We start from the raw sequence: 19,662 nt of genomic DNA, 5'->3' as shown, positions 1-19,662 counted from the left end.
AATTCGCACTCCTTGCGGCAATGGTTCCAGCAAGGATATAATCGAATTAGATGAAAAGCTTGAATTCAAGAAATAGTAAGGAGACGCGTATGAACAAACATAATCGCTTTGCACTCTTCCTACTCATGTTTATTATGTTTATTACTATGAGTAGTATCGGATTAATTATTCCGATCATGCCTGCTTATTTAAAAACATTTGGCGCGGCCGGTCAAGTACTCGGCTTTCTAATCGCTATCATTGCCTTTGCGCAATTTATTTTTTCTCCACTAGCCGGCAATCTTTCTGATCGTATTGGTCGTAAAAAACTAATTGTCTTTGGCTTAGTGATGACGGGGATCGCACAAATTGGCTTTGCACTATCAGGCCATTTAGTTGAATTATTTTTATGGCGCTTCTTAACAGGTGTTGGGTCAGCCTTTATTATGCCATCCGTTATGGCCTATGCAGCCGACATTACAACGCTTGAAGAACGGGGAAAAGCGATGGGACTGATTGGCGCTGCTATCTCATTTGGCTTTATGATTGGACCTGGTATCGGTGGTGCCTTATCGAATGTTAATATCCATTTTCCGTTTTATTTCGCGGGTGGCGCAGCCATTGTAACAGCCATTTTGTCTGTGATTTTCTTACCGAAAACCGCACTGACTGTTGCAGCAGCATCAGAAGCCTCTAATAATATCGTAAAAGAAATTATGCGCTCCGTTAAAAAGCCTTATTTTATTATGCTTGTCATTGTCTTTATTTTCTCATTTGGGATTTCAAACTTCCAAGCAACCCTATCAATTTATTTAACATACAAATTTGATTACTCACCGAATGATATTGCCATTTTAATGACTATTGGTGGTTTTGCTGGGGTTATTATTCAAGGTGTACTACTTAGCCGACTGTTCAAACGATTTGGTGAACTACGCATTGTGCTCTGGAGCCTTGTAGTTGCAGCCATTTCCTTTATTTTAATGATTTTTGTCAGCGGCTACTTTATTATTATGCTTGTCGCAACCATCTTCCAAATCGCGACGACACTTATTCGCCCAGCAATCAATACACTCGTATCAAAATCTGCTGGCAATGAGCAAGGCTATGCAGCCGGCATGAATACCGCCTATATGTCTCTTGGAAACGTCATTGGGCCAGCACTTGCTGGTACACTCGTTGACTGGAAGCTAGACTCACCATTTGTATTAGGCGCTATTATTTTATTTATAGGCTACCTTGTTTTATATAGCTGGTCACGAAAACAACCAGCACTTTAACAAATTAAAAAAGAGACTGGGACAAAACATGTCATTTTCCTTTTTTAGCGTTCGCAACGAAAAACCGGAATCGCGCCACCGCGCGATTCCGGTTTTTCTTATGCTCTTATGAGAGGTGATTTCTACACGTATGTCAAAACCTCTTTCTATCGATTCTTTTATGCTTTCCCGTTAAATTGACGTAAAAAGCCGGCAACATACGCGACATTCGTATCAAGTAATGCTTCATCTGGACTCATCTGAGCATCATGTAAGCCATATGGCGTGTTGGCACCTGCCCAGAACATTGCGCCTGGTAATTCTTTTAAGAAGAAGCCAAAATCTTCCCCCGTCATGGCCGCATCACATTCATAGGCCTCTACACCGTCACACTGTGCTGCGTAATCAAGTAATGCACGTGCACAATCCTCATCATTGGACACCTGGTAATAGCCAGAGCCCCAGTCAATTGTCACCTCACAATCATAAGCAATCTCGGTTGCCTTACATAGCTTTACTATACGTTCTTTAATTAACGTCATCGATTCCGCTGACATTGTACGAATAGTGCCTTCAAGGCGCGCATTTTCAGCAATAATATTTTGCACAACACCACTCGTCATTTTACCAATCGTTACAACACCACTATCAAGTGGATCGACATTACGGCTAACAATCGTCTGCAATTGTAAAATTAAATTGGCTGCAACAACCGTCATATCCTTCGTTAAATGTGGACGTGCCGCATGACCGCCCTGACCTTTTAAGTCGATAAACAGCTCGGATGTATTCGCAAACAGCATCCCTGGACGCGTCGCAACAGTTCCCACTGGATACTCTGGTGCAACATGGCATGCAAATAAATAATCGGGTAATAAATCGGGGCGCTCTGCCTTCATAAATTCAAGCATTGGTTTCGCACCACCCGGACTCTCCTCTGCAGGCTGGAAGTAAATAATAATCGTATTATCCGGCTGCTGCTTCGCAAAATCTTGTACAAGACCGAGCGCAATCGTCATATGACAATCATGTCCACAAGCATGCATAAACCCTGGATGTGTCGATGCAAATTCAAGTCCTGTCTCTTCTGTAATAGCGAGTGCGTCAATATCCGTGCGCCAGCCAATTTTTAGCTGTGGGTTTTTCCCATCAATCGTCAAAATAATCCCTGTACGCCATGTATCCACATGAAAATAGGGTTGCATATATTCATTAATTACTTCTAATAAATATGCCTGTGTTTTAAATTCCTGAAAGCCAATCTCAGGAATTTGATGTAATGCGCGTCGAATTTCTCGTAGTTCCTTCATGTTCTCATCCCCATTATTAAAAAAAGCCATCTCAAAAAACCATTGAGACAGCTTTTATTTATTAGATTTTACGTAAATCTTGCATAATTTCTGTTTTTGATTTTGTTTTTTCATCGATTTCTTTAATGACTTTTGCTGGAACACCTGCAACAACTGTATAAGCTGGTACATCTTGTGTCACAATCGCGCCAGCCGCAACAACGGCACCTTCGCCTACTTGTACACCTTCTAAAAGAACGGCATTTGCGCCAACCATTACATTGTTGCCAAGCACAACCGGATCTGCACTTGGTGGTTCAATAACGCCTGCTAACACAGCGCCTGCTCCAACGTGACAATCTTCCCCAACTGTTGCACGACCACCTAATACAGCATTCATATCGATCATTGTGCGTGCACCGATTTCTGCACCAATATTAATTACTGCACCCATCATAATAACTGCATTGTCACCGATAGCTACTTCGTCACGAATAATTGCACCTGGTTCGATGCGCGCATTGATTCCTTTTAAATCAAGTGTTGGTACTGCTGAGTTACGACGATCATTTTCAATAACATAATCTTCGATAATGTTTTTGTTCGCCTCTAACACCGCTTCGATTTCTTTCCAGTTACCGAATACAACAGCTGTATTCCCTTCACCGAAAACTTGGCTATCTGTACCAAAATCAAGTGCCGCTACACCTTCACCTTTTACATAAACTTTTACGGGTGTTGCTTTTTCTGCATTTGCTAAGTATGCAATAATTTCTTGTGCATTTAATTTTTCCATCGTGACAAATTCCTCCTATGTAATGAAATATATTTCATTGTACATGATTTCAGGAGAAATTTCATTCTAAATTGTTCGAAAAATCATATTATTTGCTATTTATTATTCGAATAATCATATAAACACTGTGCTTGTTGCTTCACAATGTTGGTAAATGCTTGCACTTGGCGTAATTGAAGTGATGATTCATAGCCAATTAACCACGTATCACGTGTAAGCTCAAAATCCTTTGAATCCGCATTTAAGTTAATACGGTTAATATTTTCCGTACCGCTTAGTGTAATCGATGGTAAAATCGCATAGCCAATGCCGTTAAGGGCCATTTGCTTACATGTCTCAATTTGGTCGACTAAAATTTGATGTTTTGGATTTGACGTAAAATGCCGTTGCCACCATTGTTGAATCTCCTGAAAGTAATTCGAGTCACTTTTAAATTGAATAAATGGGCGCTCTGTTTCAAATACTTCCTCAAGCGTTTCAATCTCCGTATCAACTAAATAGAGCGTATCGCGGAATAAATGCTCTTTCGGACCCTTCCAATCCGTATTACCACGAATAATGCCAATATGTGCTTCTCCTTCATAAATCGCACGCAAAATTTCAGAGCTCCACCCTGTAATGAGCGATACTTTCGCATCTGGATACTGCGTCACAAATTCCTTTAATACTTTCGGTAGCCACGTATGGCCCACAATCGAGGCACAGGCGATTTTTAGCGTACCATGTACTTTTGAATTCAGTGCCTGAAGGGTTTCAAATACTTCCTCGCGACGCATAATCATTTCATTTGCATATTGAATCACAAGCTCTCCTGCAGGCGTTGCAGTTAGCCCCTTTTGTGAACGTAAAAATAATTTAGCGCCCCAATCCTTTTCAATTGTTTGTAGACGCTGTGACAGTGCTGGTTGCGATAAGAAAAGTCGCTCTGCAGCGCGGCGCATATTGCCTTCTTCAGCGAGGATTTTCATAATTTCTGCTTCAGATGTAGTCATGCTTAAATTCCTCCTTGCTTCATGACTTCATTTTAACAGAGTACAAAAAAAGAGGCATCAATTGATGCCTCTGATCGTTACGATTGATATACATATTTTTTTAATTGTTTTAAAATGACACGTCTCGTCATAATGCCAACAAATCGCCCTGCATCATCTACAACGCATAAAAATGCATGGTTGATAACAAGCTCCAATGCTTTACTGAATGTCTCATGTACATTTAACGTCGCAATATTTTCATCCATGACTTCATCAACTACTTTGTCAGCTAATTTATCGTATTCGATGCGCTCTAAACCTAAGATGGAATCCATAATCATGCGCGCACTGATTAGGCCACAAAAACGGTATGTTGGATCGAGTACGGGAATTGCTGAGTAACCACTCTTTGTTAAAACAAGTAGTGCATGCTCGACATTATTACCGAGCTGCACATGCGCTACTTTCTCAGCAGGAATGATAAACTCTTCTACGGGCATTTCTAAAAATTCTTTCTTACTTAAAGAAATCATATCCCTCTACCCCTTCTATCTATTCTAGGAAGTTTTACAACCTATCTTCCAATTTATCATATCATACAATAAGACATTTATACTAACTAAAACGTTTTCAAACAGCCTTTTTATACAGTTATTAGATTTTTTATGCATATCTATACACTATAGGAATTTCCAAATAATCATGTAAAAAAGAAGCTAAGGCATATGCTTCTATGCCCTAACTTCCCTTTTATTTACATGCTATTCCTCATCATTTAATACACGGTATGCCTGCTTTAAAAATGTTTCTTGACTATTAATTAATTTGTCATTTGCGGAAGCTCTCTTATAATGATAAACACCATTCGCATCTTGAATACGTGCCTTCATATTGTCCGAAAGCTCTAAATCAATCGTATCTAAAATACGTTGCTTAATTCCCTTGTCATAAATCGGGAATAAAATCTCCACACGCTTAATCATATTACGCGTCATCATATCAGCAGAAGATAAATACAGCTTATTTTCACCATTATGATGGAATAAATAAATGCGCGAGTGCTCTAAGAAGCGTCCGACAATACTCGTTACCGTAATGTTGTCGCTTATTCCTGGAATTCCTGGACGTAGGCAGCAAATGCCTCGAATAATTAAATCAACTTTCACCCCAGCCACCGAGGCCTCATACAATTTCATAATTAAATCCTTATCTGTTAACGAGTTCATTTTCGCACGAATTTGGCCGTTGCCATATTGTTGCTGGAAGGCAATCTCCTCATCAATTAATGCTAAAAATTCATCACGAATATCGAATGGCGATACGACTAGATGTTCAAAATTCGGTTTTTCTGTATAGCCACTTAAATAATTAAAGAAATTTGTCGCATCCGCACCGATTTTTTTATTTGTTGTAATAATGCCCATATCCGTATAAATTTTTGCCGTCGCATCATTGTAGTTTCCTGTGCCAAGATGGACGAAACGTTCGATATGTCCTTGGCGCTTACGAACAACTAATGTAATTTTAGAATGCGTTTTTAAATTATGCATACCATAAATTACGAGACAGCCTGCCTGCTCAAGCTCCTTGGCCCAGTGAACATTATTTTCCTCGTCAAAACGAGCCTTTAATTCTACTAATACCGTCACTTGCTTGCCATTCTCTGCGGCCTGCTTTAATGCACGAATAACCGGCGAATTTCCACTAACACGATACAAGGTTTGCTTAATCGCTAGCACATCCGGGTCCTCTGCCGCTTCCGTAACAAAATCAACAATCGGCTGGAATGATTCATATGGATGGTGGAAAAATAAATCTTCTTTTAATGCTTTTTCAAATAAATCTTCATCTGATTCAAGTGATAGCGGCACCTGTGGAATAAAACTTTCGTATTCAAGCTGCTCGCGACCCTCTGCGATTTTTTTACAGAAACTAAATAAAAACGTTAGATCAAGCGGTCCATCTAAACGGAAAACCTGCGCATCCCAGTCCTCTAGCTCTTCTAGAAGATATTTCAGCATATCGTCATCCATCTCGCCTGAGCGCACTTCAATACGTGTTGTTGCGCCCCATTTACGTTTTTTTAATTCCTTTTCAATTTCAACAAGTAAATCACGTGCGCCCTCTTCATGAATTGTTAAATCGGCATTACGTGTTAGGCGGAATCCTTGCACAGACTTCACCTTATAACCTCGAAACATTTCATCGATATTTTGAACGATTACGTCTTCTAACAGCACGCCATGAATTTCATGCTGTGCACTCGGTAATTGAATGAAACGATCAAGAACAGATGGCACTTGCACAATCGCCATTTTTTTACGCAATTCCTCGTCCTCTTCCTCTTCGCGCTCTAATAGTACAATTAAATTCTGTGTTTTATTTAATAGCGTTGGAAATGGACGATACGCATCAACCGCAATCGGTGTTAGTACCGGAAAAATGGTTTCATCAAAATAGTTTTGGATAAATTCATGTTGTTCTACCGTTAACGAATCCATCTTTCGAATAAATACTTGCTCACGTGGTAGCTGCTGAAAAACTAGCTCTTTATACACATCAATTTGACGTGTAATTAATTGTCGTGTGCGCGCTTCAATACGCGCGAGCTGTTCTTTCGGTGTTAAGCCTGCTTTATTTTCAGGCTTATGAAATCCGGCCTTTACCTGGTCCTGTAACCCTGCAACACGTACCATGAAAAATTCATCTAAATTCGAGCTAAAAATAGCTAGAAAACGTAGACGCTCAAGTAATGGATTTCGTTCATCCTCCGCTTCCTCTAAAACACGTTCATTAAATGCTAACCAACTTAGTTCACGATTATTATAATATTTTGGTTGCGCAATCTCTTGTAATGTAGCTAACTTTTGGTCCATATTATCCTTCCTCTTCTATAAAGTGTAGTTCAATCGTTTTTTTGATCAATCGCTCTAAATGCTTGGTCTGGCGATTTGCACGGTATTGCTCAGCTAACGAATTGCTGTTTGTGTAAATATGCATCTCAACGACTTCCCCTTTATCGAACAGACGCACCTTACGTACAACATTACGTTTTGTCGCATCGAGCGCATACGTAAATTTTAAAATCGAGCCTAGCTCAAATAATACCTTCAATTCATCTTCCGAGAACCATTGCTCAAAAGGCGCCGCATAGCGCTTGAAATTATCTTTATTTTTATACGAGGCCATCAGCGCTAGACGCACGCGCTCCTTATGATTTAAGCCATCGATAGCGCGATTCGATAAAATGTAAAAGGTATGCTGACTTGCCGCGTCTTTATCAATGTATTCGCCTAAGAAATATACTTTTGCAGCATTTGATAATAAACGTAAATTTTGGCGTTCAAAATCAACAGCGCCAATATCACCTAGTTGCTTGTACAACATTTCCGCTAAGTATTCATGATGCTTGATTTGCCCTTGATCCTTTCCAAACTCAGCACATAAAAATTTGGCCGTCGTCGAGAAAACATCATAGCGATCAAAGGCATGTGGATTTTGCTTTAGGATGCGGTGAATGACAAGACCTTCACGCAGTCCTTTGCGACTGAACTGAAATTTTTGTGCCCCCACTATATCCATTAACGCATGGAACACCTCAATAACCGGGCCGATAATATCCGCACGGTCACTAGATAAGCCATCTAATTTTTGAAGTTGCTCTAGTGGCATTGATGTAAGTGTTTCAGCAATTTCTAAAAAGTCTTTTCGTGTAATACGATACTGATGAACACCCGACAGCGGATAGTTATTACGATGTTGATCAAAAGTGGCCATATTACGCGCACTACCGCCGATTCCAATGACTGGTAAATTTAAATCCTTCAGCCATGGAATCTTACTGAACTGCGCGATAGCAAAATCATACACACTTTGGCGTTCATCCGCCGTCAGTACCTCCCCTGCAACGAACTGTTGCTTCAGTGATACCGAACCAAATGGTAAGCTAATTGACTGCATTAATTCTTTCTCATCAAAATACGTTAGCTCCGTACTACCGCCGCCCATATCAATCGTCACACCAGATGGAGTAGAAGTTGTATACACAACCGCAAAGTAGCCATAAAAAGCTTCTTGGCGTTCCGATAAAAGTTCAATATCCACGCCAACAACTTCTTTCATGCGTGCTAATATCGCCGCCCCATTTTGTGCTTGACGAATAGATGCTGTCGCAATTGCGCGAACATGCTCCACATTATAATCCTCTAATATTTCATTAAATGAATGTAAAATACCCTCTAACCGTTCAATGCCCTCTTCTACTAAAATACCTGTATCATCAATAAAACTTCGTAATCGCGCAACCGCTTTTACGTTTTCAATTTCCTTTAATCCTCTAAGCTGTTCATAGTGATAGATAACTAGACGAACAGTGTTCGAACCGATGTCGATAATGGCTGTTTTATACTCTGTCATGTTGGCACGTCCTTTACTGTAATAGCTGCTATTCTCTCTATACTATATACTGTATACTTTTTCTATAAACATTGATATGATGGATATTGACTATTAAATTGAATGCTCTGAATTTTCTCAGTTATTTCCCGATGAGAAAGGTGGGCTTTTCATGACGAATTTATTTAGCAATAATGACTTAGCTTTAGCTGTTTTCACCGTCAATAAACATGCTAAAACAGCAATTGATAACCGAGGACTTTACGCTTTAAAACGTAACGCCATTTGTGAATTACTTCGCACAAAACGCGCAAAGAAAATAGGGTTACATTTTGTAGAAAACCCCAAATTCAGCAAACAACAATCTACCGTATTAATTCAATGTGCAGATTATTATTTTCATACACCGCCGAAAAAAGAGGATTTTCGGCAGTTGCCCCATCTTGGACAATTAGATCGACAATACCGAAATCCTAAGCGTCAAATGAGCCTGAATGAGGCAAAGCGTATTCTTCATTTATTTACAAAAACCTCACCAGAAATGATACCAAAACAACCGCAAAAAACGAGAATGACTAATTCTTCTAGTTATTTTTACGGTTATTAACGTCCTATACGCATACAAAAACCCGCACTTCGGTGCGGGTTTTTGTATGCGCCGAACCTGATAAAGAAACATTACACAGCTGTTCTTATTTCGTTCTACCGTAACTCATTTTTATAGAATGTATTGATCGATTTTTAAAATAAGTTCAGCAATTTCAGGTTTACTAATTTGCTCTTCTGCACCAACTTCAAGACCCTTATGTCGCAAGTCATCTGTGATTAAACTTGAGAAAATAATAACCGGTAACTTTTGTAATTGTGCACTTGATTTAATTTTTTTCGTTAAATGATGGCCATCCATTTGTGGCATCTCAATATCCGTTACAATTAATTGGACATAATCCGCAATATCACCACGCGTCGCACTAAACTCTAAAAATTCATAAGCATCTTTACCATTTTCAAAGAACTCAATATTCGTATACCCCGCTTCTACAAGCGTATCATTTAGAAGTTTACGTAATAGCGGTGAATCTTCCGCGACAATAATTTTCTTATCGCTACGCTCACGCTCGCCTAATTTTTTCACAGACTCAATTTGAATACCTGATTCAGGATTAATATCTACCATAATGCGCTCAAAATCTAGTAATAATAACATACCATCTTCACGCTTAATAACACCAATTACCTGTGAGCCACCACCTTGATACATATCAGACGGTTTTTCAATTTGATCCCATGAAATACGATGGATTTTTGTGACATTATCGACATGGAAAACGACTTTTTGTTTATTAAATTCCGCGACAATATACTTTTGTTGCTCACTATAATTTTGTGTTGGAACGCCGAGTACTTTTTGCATATCAACAACCGGTAACACTTCTCCGCGTAGCTGCACAATACCTTCTACATGTGGGTGTGCGTGCGGAATAAATGTTACTTCAATCGGTTGAATAATTTCTTTTACTTTAATAACATTAATCCCGAATTTGTTAGAAGCCACTTCAAATTCGACAATTTCAAGCTCATTTGTACCACTCTCTAACAAAATACCTTTGTTACTTTCCATTGAAAAATCGCCCCCTCAGGCATAATTTATTACACCCATTGTATCATATGGCATATAGACAACATAGCCAAATATCACGATTAATCTCTAAATAAACACATCGTATTTACCATATATTTTTATCTATTACCCGATTTCGGATAATAGATATGCGTCTTCTGTAAATTTCAAATATTTCCTAAGGGACTTTTTAATAATAGCGTAAAACCACAAAAAGAATGGTCCTTCCAAATGACTTTTAAAAAACATTTACATTTCATAGTAATCAATTAATGCCTGTGTACCATTTTGGTCATACCCTTTTGCTGAAAGCTCATCATACATCGCTTTAGCCATTGCTAAGCCGGGAAGCTTAAGCTCCATTCGCGAAGCTTCATCCAGCGCAATGCCCATATCCTTAATCATATGCCTAATATAAAAGCCTGGCTCCTTATCACCTTGCAACATACGCGGTGCTAAGTTACTTAGTGACCATGAGCCCGCTGCACCTGTCGCAATCGATTGTAAAACCCGTTCCATATCAAGACCGGCCTTTTTACCATAAGCAAGCGCCTCACAAACGCCAATCATATTTGTCGCAATAGCAATTTGATTACACATTTTTGTATGCTGTCCTGCACCCGCCTCGCCTTGTAGCACAATATTTTGACCAATAACTTCAAATAATGGTATTACTTTCTCAAAAGCTTGTTTTGAGCCCCCTACCATAATGGATAAGGTGCCATTTTGCGCGCCAATATCGCCACCTGACACGGGTGCATCTAGTGCCTCCATGCCAAATGCTTGTGCAGCATCGGCAATTTTCTTCGCCAGTGCGGGCTGAGAGGTTGTCATATCAACAACGATTTTCCCTTGCTGTGCCGCTTTAAAAATACCATAATCACCAAAATAAACTTCCTCTACATCTTTCGGATAACCTACTACTGTAAAAATAACATCCCCCTGCTCTGCTGCTGCTTGTGCGGTATCATACCATGTAGCACCTAGCTCCACTAGCGGCAGTGCACGCTCCTTTGTACGCGTATACAAATGAACCGTATGCCCCGCCTTTAAAAAATTCTTAATCATGCCTTGACCCATAACCCCTGTACCAATAAACGCAATATTTGTCATCATCATTTCCCCCTTTTGCATTTATTGTATCAAAAAAGAGCAGCTGCCTAATAGCGCTGCTCTTTCATAAAAAAATTTAGAATGGACCGTAATTAATAAAGTGTGCCACAACTAAAATGATAATGCTGACAATCACTTGGATAATGAAGAATGGGAAATACCAGCGTACCCATTTATTCCACGGAATACCGGCAACTGCAAGTGCGGCGATTAAAGCACCGTTTGTAGGGAATAATAAAGCAGCAATCCCGTCCCCTAATTGGAACGCAAGTACAGCTGTTTGACGCGTCACATCGACTAAATCTGCAAGTGGTGCCATGATTGGCATCGTTAATGCTGCTTGACCACTTTGTGATGGTACAAGGAAGTTGATAATCATTTGAATGAACATCATCGCCACAGCAGTTAACGCAGATGGCACACCTTGTAATAAATCACTCATATAATGAAGCATCGTATCAAGTAAGCCACCATTTTGGAACACCACTAATACTGCTTGTGCTAAACCGATAATTAACGCACCACCGATTAATTCACTCGCACCTTTTACAAAATTATCTGCGATGCCTGATGGACTTAAACCACCAACAATACCCATGATAATACCTGCTAATAAGAATAACCCTGCTAGCTCTGGAATGTACCAATCATACAGTTTCACACCTAAAATTAACACAACAAAGTTTAATAAAAAGACGATTAGTACAAGCTTATGACGACCTGTCATTTTAATATCTTTATCTTTATCTTTTGGACTAAATTTTTCGAACTTGCCATAAATACCAAGCTCCGGATTTTTTTGAACTTTTGACGCATGACGGTAAATGAAAATCGACGCCATAATGACAAAAATCGCAAATACGACTAAACGTAAGCCCATACCTGAGAAGGTTGGTAACTCTGCAATACCCTGTGCTACAGCTGTTGAGAATGGGTTAAGGAAACCAGCTGTAAAGCCCATCCAAGCCCCCATGACAACAATCGCAAAACCAGTCACTGCATCAAAGCCTAATGCAATTGTTAATGGCACGATTAATGCCACATACACCGCTACTTCATCACTCATACCCATTGTTGAACCACAAACCGCAAAGAATAATACGAACACTGGAATCATCAGTTTTTCTTTACGTTTCATTTTTTCAGCAAATGTCACGATAAACGTATCCAGTGCACCAGTTGCATTCATAATACCGAATACACCACCGATGATTAATACGAAGAAAATCGTACCGGCACCGTTCACCATACCCTGGTGAATACTTGTAAAAATATCTAAGAATCCGACCGGGGTATTTTCTATAAATTTAAATGACTCTGCAATAATGACGCTATGGCCATCTTGATCTTTTGTATCATAATGACCTGCTGGGACGATGTACGTTAAAATAGCTGAAATCACAAGTAATGCAAAAATTAATACATATGCATTAACGCCACCAGCAAGGCCTTTCTTTTCTTTTTTATTCATATGTTATTGTTCTCCTCTTAATACACCTTTTCAAAAGACGTAAACTATCTTAAAAACAGAAATAATTATACACAACACTATATTTTTATACAAGCCTTTCAACTCATTTGTCATAAATTAAATTTACATTACAGGAGGACTGCGCATGCTTACATTTACTGACTATGAATCACACTATTTCGAGGAAGTTTTTTCATTATATAAGGAAAATACCCAATATTTCTTATTATCTGGTGGCCAGGAAGCGACGCGTGAGGATGTGCATGCAGACCTCAACACCCGTCCAGAAGGAGTGGCACCTTGGCAGCATCATTACATATTAATACATTTTCAGGAAGAACTTGTTGGTGTGCTCGTATATGTTGACGATTACCCAACAGTAAATACCATCTATATTGGCTTATTGCTACTATCCCCTCGCATTCAGGGACAAGGAATAGGCTCCTTTATTATGCAGCAATTAAAAGAAGAGCTAGCCCCTGGACACAAATTCCGCCTAAGCGTACTCGCAGAAAATACACAGGCTCTGCAATTTTGGCAGCTCCATGGCTTTAAGATGGTTGATGAAAAGCCATTCACACTGCATGCAAAAACTCAGCAAATTTTTATTTTAGAATTCCAAAAATAAATGAAGGTTTCCTTCTTGACTCTCTAGTTACTCTAGGGTTTATAGTTACGCTTAGAACTTTTAAAAAAGGAGGAATCTTCATATGAAGAAAAAGCTGGCATTAAGCCTTGTATTAATGAATTTATTTTTAGCCTTCGTTGGCATCGGATTGGTTATTCCCGTCATGCCAACCATTATGAACGAGCTTGGCATCACCGGCTCTACTGTCGGATTGATGGTTGCAGCATTTGCGATTGCCCAGCTCATCTTCTCGCCAATCGCTGGTAAATGGACGGATACGATTGGTCGTAAAAAAATGATTGTTGTTGGCTTAATCATTTTTGCTATCTCTGAATTTTTCTTTGCTATCGGGACAAACGTTGAAATGCTTTTCATATCACGTATTTTAGGTGGGATTAGCGGTGCCTTTATTATGCCTGCTGTCACAGCCTTTATTGCTGACATTACAACAGTGACAGAACGCCCACGTGCACTTGGATTAATGTCTGCCGCGATTTCAACAGGCTTTATCATCGGCCCTGGCGTTGGTGGTTTCCTTGCAGCATTTGGTACACGCGTGCCATTTTTCGTTGCGACAATGATAGCACTAATCGCTGCCGTATTATCATTTATTACATTAAGAGAGCCAGAGCGCCCACAAAATGCGGCGCCAATCGCACAAAAGCATGATGATAAAAGTATTAAACGTGTATTCTCAAAAGTGTATTTCATTCCATTTGCGGTATTATTTATTTCAACATTTGGACTAGCCGCATTTGATTCATTCTTTAGCTTATTTACAAATCATAAATTTAATTTCACACCAACGGATATTGCGATTTCGATTACAGTTGGTGCCATCTTTGGCGCAATTGCTCAAGGTATTTTATTTGCACCACTGACACGAAAACTTGGCGAAATCCGCCTTGTACGCTGGTGCCTCGGTATTTCAGCCGTTGTCGTTTTGTTAATGACCCTTGCACCAACGCATTTCACTGTCATGCTTGTGACATTTTTTGCGTTTATCGGCTTTGATTTGATTCGCCCGGCCATTACTACTTATTTATCAAAAATTGCGGGGCATGAGCAAGGTTTTATTGGAGGGATGAACTCGATGTTCACGAGTCTCGGTAATATTATTGGCCCATTACTTGGTGGGATGCTATTTGATTTAAATGTTAATTTACCATTCCAATTTGCTGCAGTTGTACTTATCGTTGCTTTATTGATAACATTTAAATGGGTAATGCCAAAATTTGTACAACAAACTGTAGGTGAGGTAATTGAAGAAAGATAATCTTTATACGATTGGTGATGTCGCAAAGTTAATGAATATTTCGATTTACACATTGCGTTATTACGATCAAATCGACTTATTTAAGCCTGCTTTCACAGACCCCAAAACGAATTATCGCTACTATGAAGATACACAGCTTTTTCAGCTTGATTGGATTAAGTCACTACGCTCAATAGGAACGCCACTTGAAAAAATCCATGAAACATATCAAATTTCAACCGCAGAACAGCTTCATTTCTTAGATGAGCAAGAGCAAGTCGTCAATGAGCAGCTAAGTGAGCTTACTGCCGTACAAAAAAATATCGCACAGGTACGTCAATATTTAACACAGCAGCTTGATGACCATCAGATGAATGAGGTCTATGTGCTAGAGGCGCCTGTTACACGTATTTTAGTAAAGCCACTGACGAAAAAAGGCATTAATCCTCGCGCCATTGAAAATAGCTCCTATAGCGATATGAAACATTTTCTAGAAGAGCAGCATCTTGGCATTCATGGTGGATATGGTGGCATCTTTCCTTACCGTGCAGATTACGCGTCCGTTGAGGAGATGGATTACCATACATTATTCACGCCGCTTTTTAGTGACAAATGGGTAACAGAGATTGCAGAAGGTATGGACATCGGCAAAATTCCAGGTGGGCGCTACGTTGCAATTCGTTTTGAATTCAGTCCATCCGCCTATGTAATAAACTATCAAAAACTATGTGCTTATATAGAAGAAAGGCATTTAAAGCCTAAAAGTATTTACGAATTTTTCACGATGACACAGTATGCACCCGAAGCAAAATCCGTTTTCATTATCGAGCTACGTATTCGTTTAGATAAAGCATAACTGCATTAAAAAAGGTCGAAACCCCTTTAGAACGGGATTTCGGCCTTTTTAGCATAAAAAATAGGCAGCGTATGCTACGGTGCCTATCGTTTATCATCATTAATCTAATTTATCGTAATCGTTTACATCATTTGTTGTATGGAATTGATAAAGATTTAGAAGTTGATCAAGTTTTTCGCTTAAGCGGATGGTTTCATCATTCAAAAATCCTTTTTCCAGGCCTGACTGAATCATTTTTTCACGAGTGATTTCTAATTTTCTTAAAAGCGTATCAGACATCATTTGTCCATCCTCCTTCTATATACTTCGTTAAAATAGTTTACGTAACGTTCATTATTATACTATTATTTCCACATTTTCGGAGATGAAATTTACGACAAAATTCGACAAATCAGCTTCTACCTTCAACAGAATACACATAAGAAACATTGCCACCCTGCTTTGCAATCCCTCTAAAATGTTTAAAATCTTCTCTTTTAATGACAATTTCTCTAATTTCATAGAATTCATTTTTATCTACATCAATCGAAGCGATTTTGCCATTTTTCAAGTCATCTAGCATAGAATTATAATCCTTCATTGTAAATTACTTCCTTTTTTGTTTTTTTAATAGTTTTTATTTTACTTTTTCTAGAAATTCATGCACAATATTTACAATATTATTGCAAAAGGGGCTGTTGAATATGACAGAAAGAGTAGAACTGGGAAATATCATTGAGTTTGGTGATGGCTTACAAGGTATTGTAGAAAAAGTAAATGAGAACTCTGTAATTGTTAATTTAACATATATGAGCAATTTTAGTAGCCTTGATTTAGAAGAGCGTACTGTAATCAATCATAAGCGCTATAAAGTCATTGCAGAGCACGCAGCTAAATAATTTCTTGCTATCGGTATCATTTAATCCTACAATAGCTGTAATGAAGTACCGTCCTTATGAGACGGTACTATTTTTTTAGGAGGACTTTATATGTTGCGGCGCTATCATCTTGTTTTTATATTGTCATTGATTGCTGTTTTTGCACTAATGACAGTTAGCTTTCAAAATCCCGCACTCTTTTGGTTTACATATACGTTTTCAATGCTGTTATGTGTCGCATTTAGTAAAACGTTTTCGGAAGTTTTTGATGAGCTATCAACTGCTAACTATTTAGTATTAGGCATTCCAAGTGGTATTATCGGTTACTTTATTATTTTAGGGTTTTATCAACTTCTACCCCATACTGCGGCGACAAACGTACAGACATTTCTTGTAACGTTTTCCCCACATTCTCTTTTTGAATATATTTTGCTTATTCTGATTATTGCTGTAGCTGAAGAGCTCTACTGGCGTGGCTTTGTTCAACAATACTTAAAACAGTTTATGCGTGATGTATTCGCTATTATCGTGGCTTCATTCGCATTTGCTATTCCACTCGCAATCAATGGCTTTTATATGCCTAGTGTTGCCGCCTTCTTTAGTGGTATTGTAATCGGCTTTCTTTACGAACGCACTAAAAGTATGCCGGTCATTATCATCATTCACATTGTGATGCTAACACTTCTTTTCTTATTATTACCACTATATTAAGATGCTAACCCACATCTTTTTTACTATTTTATGGAATTTATTCAACAGAATTTTATTTTCTACTTAAAAAGGAGAAATCGCATTTTATCGCGATTTCTCCTTTTTGCTATCCATAAAACTTAGTACGATAAATCTTTAATCGATAAGCCTAATTTTTTTAGCAATTGAATCGCTTGGTTTTTTTCCTCTTCATCAAGAGAGCTCACTAAATGATTTAGTTGAGCTTCATGACGCGGGAAAAGTTCGGCCATAAAATCACTGCCCTTTTCTGAGATTTCTGCATATGTCACGCGGCGATCATTTGGGCATGCAAGACGGTATAAAAAACCTCGCTTTTCAAGTTTATCAATCACGTACGTAATCGAACCACTTGCTAATAAAATTTTATTGCCGATTTGCTGTAATGGTTGGCGACCTTTATGATAAAGCAACTCTAGTACCGCAAATTCTGTTGGGTTTAAACCATTCTCTTGGAAAAACTGGTTTGTCACTTCATTGATTGCTTTATTTGCTCGTGACAGCACAATATATAATTTAAGAGATTGTTTGATTTCTTCTGAAGAAGTCATTCGTATCATCCTTTATTTTTCACATTAAATTTATTATAGCGATTATTAAATTGCTTTGTCAAAACGAGTTTGTAACAATCCCCTATTGTTGATACACTAAACATATCTCTCACACTAATTTAAAGGAGTTTCTACAATTGAAAACTGTACTCGCAACATTGAATGCCAAATATATTCATACGAATATTGCCATTCGTTATTTAAAAGCTTACGCTAGACCAGAATTTGACCCAGAGCTAGCTGAATATACGATTAAGGACCCTTCGTTTAATATCGTTTCAGATTTGTATCAAAAGAAACCTGATATCGTCGGCTTCAGCTGTTATATTTGGAACATTGAAGAGACGATTCATGTAATCCGTATGCTACGCAAAGTAAGTCCACATACGAAAATTATCTTAGGCGGTCCTGAGGTGTCTTATGACGTTCATGATTGGTTACGCCGTTTAGATGGTCTAGTTGACTACATTTTAATGGGTGAAGGCGAAATTTCATTCAAAAAATTACTACAACACTTACATGGCGAAATCTTACTTGAGGAAGTTCCAGGGGTTTGTTATTTAGAAGATGGTAAAGTAAAAATTCATGCTGCCGCGCCAAAAGCAGATTTACGTACAATGCCTAGTATTTATCGTTTTGACGAAGACAAACGCCATATTCCAGGTCGCGTTGCGTATATTGAGACGAGTCGCGGATGTCCATTTAATTGCCAGTTTTGCCTTTCTTCTATTGAAGTAGGGGTTCGTTACTTTAACCGTGAAAATGTGAAGGCAGATATTCGATATTTAATGGAAAATGGTGCACGTACGATTAAATTTGTCGACCGTACATTTAATATTAGCCGTAGTTATGCGATGGAAATGTTCCAATTTCTAATTGATGAGCATAAGCCAGGGGTTGTTTTCCAATTTGAAATTACAGCAGACATTATGCGCCCTGAAGTCATTGAATTCTTAAACGCCAATGCGCCAGCTGGCCTATTCCGTTTTGAAATTGGTGTGCAATCAACAAATGATGAAACAAATGATCTCGTAAAACGTCGTCAAAACTTCGAGAAATTAAAGCGTACCGTGACGATGGTTAAAGATGGTGGCAAAATCGATCAACATCTTGATTTAATTGCTGGTCTCCCTGAAGAAGACTATATGAGCTTCCGTAAAACCTTCAATGATGTCTTTGCCATGCGTCCAGAGGAATTACAGCTGGGCTTCTTGAAATTACTGCGTGGTACAGGTCTACGAATCGATGTCGAGAAATATGGTTACGACTATATCGACCTAGCACCCTACGAAATTTTCTCAAACAATGTTCTCACATTTGATGAAATTTTACGCATTAAACAAACCGAAGATATTTTAGAGAAATATTGGAATGACCATCGTATGAATCGTACAATCGAATATTTAGTAAAAGAAGTATTTGATTCACCATTCGATTTCTTCCAAGAATTCGGCACGTACTGGGATGAGCAGGGCTGGTCAAAAATAGGTCACCAACTAGAAGACCTATTTACCCGCCTATTAGGATTCCTCGAAAAACGTGGTGGTGTGGATACACGTATCGTCGAAAACTTTATGCAGCTAGATTACTTCGATGCACAGCGCTTCTTCCCACGCAAGATTTGGTGGCAAAATGCACTCGCAAAAGAGGATGCTCGTCCACTTTACGACCAATTGCTACAAGCAGAAGATAAAGTACAGCGCTTTAACCTGTCTGAAAAAGATTTATTTAAACACACATTAATCGTGCCTTGTCACATTGATGTGGAGGCTGCACATAATGGCGACTTTATTGCGAAGGAAAGTTACTTATTAACGTACTTCGAGCCATCAGGTAAAACGCACTTCCGCATGATTGAAAAATAATTAGGTTAAATAAAAACAGGAACC

The 19,662-nt window shown here is 38.7% G+C and carries 20 protein-coding genes; 8 read left to right on the top strand and 12 right to left on the bottom strand.

What is annotated here, in order from left to right; translation table 11 throughout:
* Nucleotides 1–89 precede the first annotated feature (89 nt).
* A complete protein-coding gene (locus KTHG_RS02250; protein ID WP_020189298.1) occupies nucleotides 90–1,259 on the top strand; it encodes an MFS transporter in 1,170 nt (389 codons plus the stop codon).
* A gap of 158 nt (nucleotides 1,260–1,417) precedes the next feature.
* On the opposite strand, the gene KTHG_RS02245 is transcribed toward KTHG_RS02250, so the two are convergent.
* The 6 genes from KTHG_RS02245 to KTHG_RS02220 form a co-directional block, all read right to left on the bottom strand.
* Complete coding sequence (locus KTHG_RS02245; protein ID WP_020189297.1) at nucleotides 1,418–2,548, bottom strand: N-acetyldiaminopimelate deacetylase; 1,131 nt, start codon at nucleotides 2,546–2,548, stop codon at nucleotides 1,418–1,420.
* Between the two features lie 61 nt (nucleotides 2,549–2,609).
* On the bottom strand, nucleotides 2,610–3,323 hold the full coding sequence (gene dapD / locus KTHG_RS02240; protein ID WP_020189296.1) for a 2,3,4,5-tetrahydropyridine-2,6-dicarboxylate N-acetyltransferase: 714 nt from the start codon (nucleotides 3,321–3,323) through the stop codon (nucleotides 2,610–2,612).
* Between the two features lie 95 nt (nucleotides 3,324–3,418).
* Nucleotides 3,419–4,315, bottom strand: a complete 897-nt coding sequence (locus tag KTHG_RS02235; RefSeq protein WP_020189295.1) for a transcriptional regulator CcpC — start codon at nucleotides 4,313–4,315, stop codon at nucleotides 3,419–3,421.
* A 77-nt stretch (nucleotides 4,316–4,392) separates the two neighbouring features.
* Entirely contained in the window at nucleotides 4,393–4,830 is a 438-nt protein-coding gene (gene cbpB, locus KTHG_RS02230) for a cyclic-di-AMP-binding protein CbpB (RefSeq protein ID WP_020189294.1), read from the bottom strand.
* A 228-nt stretch (nucleotides 4,831–5,058) separates the two neighbouring features.
* The gene (locus KTHG_RS02225; protein ID WP_020189293.1) at nucleotides 5,059–7,173 is read right to left on the bottom strand and encodes an RNA degradosome polyphosphate kinase; all 2,115 of its coding nucleotides are present in this window, start codon (nucleotides 7,171–7,173) and stop codon (nucleotides 5,059–5,061) included.
* Nucleotide 7,174: 1 nt separating this feature from the next.
* Nucleotides 7,175–8,713, bottom strand: coding sequence for a Ppx/GppA family phosphatase (locus tag KTHG_RS02220; RefSeq protein WP_020189292.1), 1,539 nt, complete (start codon nucleotides 8,711–8,713; stop codon nucleotides 7,175–7,177).
* 151 nt (nucleotides 8,714–8,864) lie between these two features.
* On the opposite strand from KTHG_RS02220, the gene KTHG_RS02215 reads away from it, so the two are divergent.
* Nucleotides 8,865–9,299 (top strand): YkyB family protein, encoded by a 435-nt coding sequence (locus KTHG_RS02215; RefSeq protein WP_020189291.1) that lies wholly within the window; start codon nucleotides 8,865–8,867, stop codon nucleotides 9,297–9,299.
* Between the two features lie 111 nt (nucleotides 9,300–9,410).
* Here the strand turns inward: KTHG_RS02215 and KTHG_RS02210 are convergent, their stop codons facing one another.
* From KTHG_RS02210 to KTHG_RS02200, 3 genes are all read right to left on the bottom strand, one after another.
* The gene (locus KTHG_RS02210; protein WP_020189290.1) at nucleotides 9,411–10,313 is read right to left on the bottom strand and encodes a chemotaxis protein; all 903 of its coding nucleotides are present in this window, start codon (nucleotides 10,311–10,313) and stop codon (nucleotides 9,411–9,413) included.
* A gap of 249 nt (nucleotides 10,314–10,562) precedes the next feature.
* On the bottom strand, nucleotides 10,563–11,432 hold the full coding sequence (locus KTHG_RS02205; protein WP_044527197.1) for an NAD(P)-dependent oxidoreductase: 870 nt from the start codon (nucleotides 11,430–11,432) through the stop codon (nucleotides 10,563–10,565).
* 70 nt (nucleotides 11,433–11,502) lie between these two features.
* A complete protein-coding gene (locus tag KTHG_RS02200; protein WP_020189288.1) occupies nucleotides 11,503–12,897 on the bottom strand; it encodes a YfcC family protein in 1,395 nt (464 codons plus the stop codon).
* Between the two features lie 145 nt (nucleotides 12,898–13,042).
* Here KTHG_RS02200 and KTHG_RS02195 point away from each other — a divergent pair, with 145 nt between their 5' ends.
* From KTHG_RS02195 to KTHG_RS02185, 3 genes are all read left to right on the top strand, one after another.
* A complete protein-coding gene (locus tag KTHG_RS02195) occupies nucleotides 13,043–13,525 on the top strand; it encodes a GNAT family N-acetyltransferase (protein ID WP_020189287.1) in 483 nt (160 codons plus the stop codon).
* A gap of 82 nt (nucleotides 13,526–13,607) precedes the next feature.
* Nucleotides 13,608–14,801, top strand: a complete 1,194-nt coding sequence (locus KTHG_RS02190) for an MFS transporter (RefSeq protein ID WP_020189286.1) — start codon at nucleotides 13,608–13,610, stop codon at nucleotides 14,799–14,801.
* Nucleotides 14,788–15,636 (top strand): MerR family transcriptional regulator, encoded by an 849-nt coding sequence (locus KTHG_RS02185; protein WP_020189285.1) that lies wholly within the window; start codon nucleotides 14,788–14,790, stop codon nucleotides 15,634–15,636. The genes KTHG_RS02190 and KTHG_RS02185 overlap by 14 nt, the downstream gene beginning before the upstream one ends.
* A gap of 99 nt (nucleotides 15,637–15,735) precedes the next feature.
* On the opposite strand, the gene KTHG_RS02180 is transcribed toward KTHG_RS02185, so the two are convergent.
* Both KTHG_RS02180 and KTHG_RS02175 read right to left on the bottom strand, forming a co-directional pair.
* On the bottom strand, nucleotides 15,736–15,918 hold the full coding sequence (locus KTHG_RS02180) for an aspartyl-phosphate phosphatase Spo0E family protein (RefSeq protein WP_020189284.1): 183 nt from the start codon (nucleotides 15,916–15,918) through the stop codon (nucleotides 15,736–15,738).
* A 109-nt stretch (nucleotides 15,919–16,027) separates the two neighbouring features.
* Nucleotides 16,028–16,216 (bottom strand): hypothetical protein, encoded by a 189-nt coding sequence (locus KTHG_RS02175; protein WP_020189283.1) that lies wholly within the window; start codon nucleotides 16,214–16,216, stop codon nucleotides 16,028–16,030.
* A 103-nt stretch (nucleotides 16,217–16,319) separates the two neighbouring features.
* On the opposite strand from KTHG_RS02175, the gene KTHG_RS02170 reads away from it, so the two are divergent.
* Nucleotides 16,320–16,514, top strand: coding sequence for a YkvS family protein (locus KTHG_RS02170; protein WP_020189282.1), 195 nt, complete (start codon nucleotides 16,320–16,322; stop codon nucleotides 16,512–16,514).
* Nucleotides 16,515–16,604: 90 nt separating this feature from the next.
* Nucleotides 16,605–17,204, top strand: a complete 600-nt coding sequence (locus KTHG_RS02165) for a CPBP family intramembrane glutamic endopeptidase (protein WP_020189281.1) — start codon at nucleotides 16,605–16,607, stop codon at nucleotides 17,202–17,204.
* Nucleotides 17,205–17,323: 119 nt separating this feature from the next.
* Here KTHG_RS02165 and KTHG_RS02160 read toward each other — a convergent pair whose 3' ends face one another.
* Nucleotides 17,324–17,773 carry a MarR family winged helix-turn-helix transcriptional regulator gene (locus KTHG_RS02160; protein WP_020189280.1) on the bottom strand — a complete coding sequence of 150 codons (450 nt, stop codon included), beginning with the start codon at nucleotides 17,771–17,773 and terminating at the stop codon, nucleotides 17,324–17,326.
* A gap of 137 nt (nucleotides 17,774–17,910) precedes the next feature.
* Here KTHG_RS02160 and KTHG_RS02155 point away from each other — a divergent pair, with 137 nt between their 5' ends.
* Complete coding sequence (locus KTHG_RS02155; RefSeq protein WP_020189279.1) at nucleotides 17,911–19,638, top strand: B12-binding domain-containing radical SAM protein; 1,728 nt, start codon at nucleotides 17,911–17,913, stop codon at nucleotides 19,636–19,638.
* Nucleotides 19,639–19,662: the final 24 nt, after the last annotated feature.

It is taken from the genome of Kurthia sp. Dielmo (genome assembly GCF_000307285.2).
GTDB classification, from domain to species: domain Bacteria; phylum Bacillota; class Bacilli; order Bacillales_A; family Planococcaceae; genus Kurthia; species Kurthia populi.
The sequence above is the reverse complement of the archived record's forward strand: the minus strand, read 5'-3'. Positions and strand labels throughout refer to the sequence as shown.

What these genes read in the sequence shown, in the direction of transcription:
- KTHG_RS02220 (WP_020189292.1), bottom strand. Translation starts at nt 8,713, where the DNA reads ATGACAGAGTATAAAACAGCCATTATCGACATCGGTTCGAACACTGTT.
- KTHG_RS02165 (WP_020189281.1), top strand. Translation starts at nt 16,605, where the DNA reads ATGTTGCGGCGCTATCATCTTGTTTTTATATTGTCATTGATTGCTGTT.
- KTHG_RS02190 (WP_020189286.1), top strand. Translation starts at nt 13,608, where the DNA reads ATGAAGAAAAAGCTGGCATTAAGCCTTGTATTAATGAATTTATTTTTA.
- KTHG_RS02200 (WP_020189288.1), bottom strand. Translation starts at nt 12,897, where the DNA reads ATGAATAAAAAAGAAAAGAAAGGCCTTGCTGGTGGCGTTAATGCATAT.
- KTHG_RS02210 (WP_020189290.1), bottom strand. Translation starts at nt 10,313, where the DNA reads ATGGAAAGTAACAAAGGTATTTTGTTAGAGAGTGGTACAAATGAGCTT.
- KTHG_RS02225 (WP_020189293.1), bottom strand. Translation starts at nt 7,173, where the DNA reads ATGGACCAAAAGTTAGCTACATTACAAGAGATTGCGCAACCAAAATAT.
- KTHG_RS02175 (WP_020189283.1), bottom strand. Translation starts at nt 16,216, where the DNA reads ATGAAGGATTATAATTCTATGCTAGATGACTTGAAAAATGGCAAAATC.
- KTHG_RS02215 (WP_020189291.1), top strand. Translation starts at nt 8,865, where the DNA reads ATGACGAATTTATTTAGCAATAATGACTTAGCTTTAGCTGTTTTCACC.
- KTHG_RS02180 (WP_020189284.1), bottom strand. Translation starts at nt 15,918, where the DNA reads ATGATGTCTGATACGCTTTTAAGAAAATTAGAAATCACTCGTGAAAAA.
- KTHG_RS02235 (WP_020189295.1), bottom strand. Translation starts at nt 4,315, where the DNA reads ATGACTACATCTGAAGCAGAAATTATGAAAATCCTCGCTGAAGAAGGC.
- KTHG_RS02195 (WP_020189287.1), top strand. Translation starts at nt 13,043, where the DNA reads ATGCTTACATTTACTGACTATGAATCACACTATTTCGAGGAAGTTTTT.
- dapD (WP_020189296.1), bottom strand. Translation starts at nt 3,323, where the DNA reads ATGGAAAAATTAAATGCACAAGAAATTATTGCATACTTAGCAAATGCA.
- KTHG_RS02250 (WP_020189298.1), top strand. Translation starts at nt 90, where the DNA reads ATGAACAAACATAATCGCTTTGCACTCTTCCTACTCATGTTTATTATG.
- KTHG_RS02170 (WP_020189282.1), top strand. Translation starts at nt 16,320, where the DNA reads ATGACAGAAAGAGTAGAACTGGGAAATATCATTGAGTTTGGTGATGGC.
- KTHG_RS02160 (WP_020189280.1), bottom strand. Translation starts at nt 17,773, where the DNA reads ATGACTTCTTCAGAAGAAATCAAACAATCTCTTAAATTATATATTGTG.
- KTHG_RS02205 (WP_044527197.1), bottom strand. Translation starts at nt 11,432, where the DNA reads ATGATGATGACAAATATTGCGTTTATTGGTACAGGGGTTATGGGTCAA.
- KTHG_RS02245 (WP_020189297.1), bottom strand. Translation starts at nt 2,548, where the DNA reads ATGAAGGAACTACGAGAAATTCGACGCGCATTACATCAAATTCCTGAG.
- cbpB (WP_020189294.1), bottom strand. Translation starts at nt 4,830, where the DNA reads ATGATTTCTTTAAGTAAGAAAGAATTTTTAGAAATGCCCGTAGAAGAG.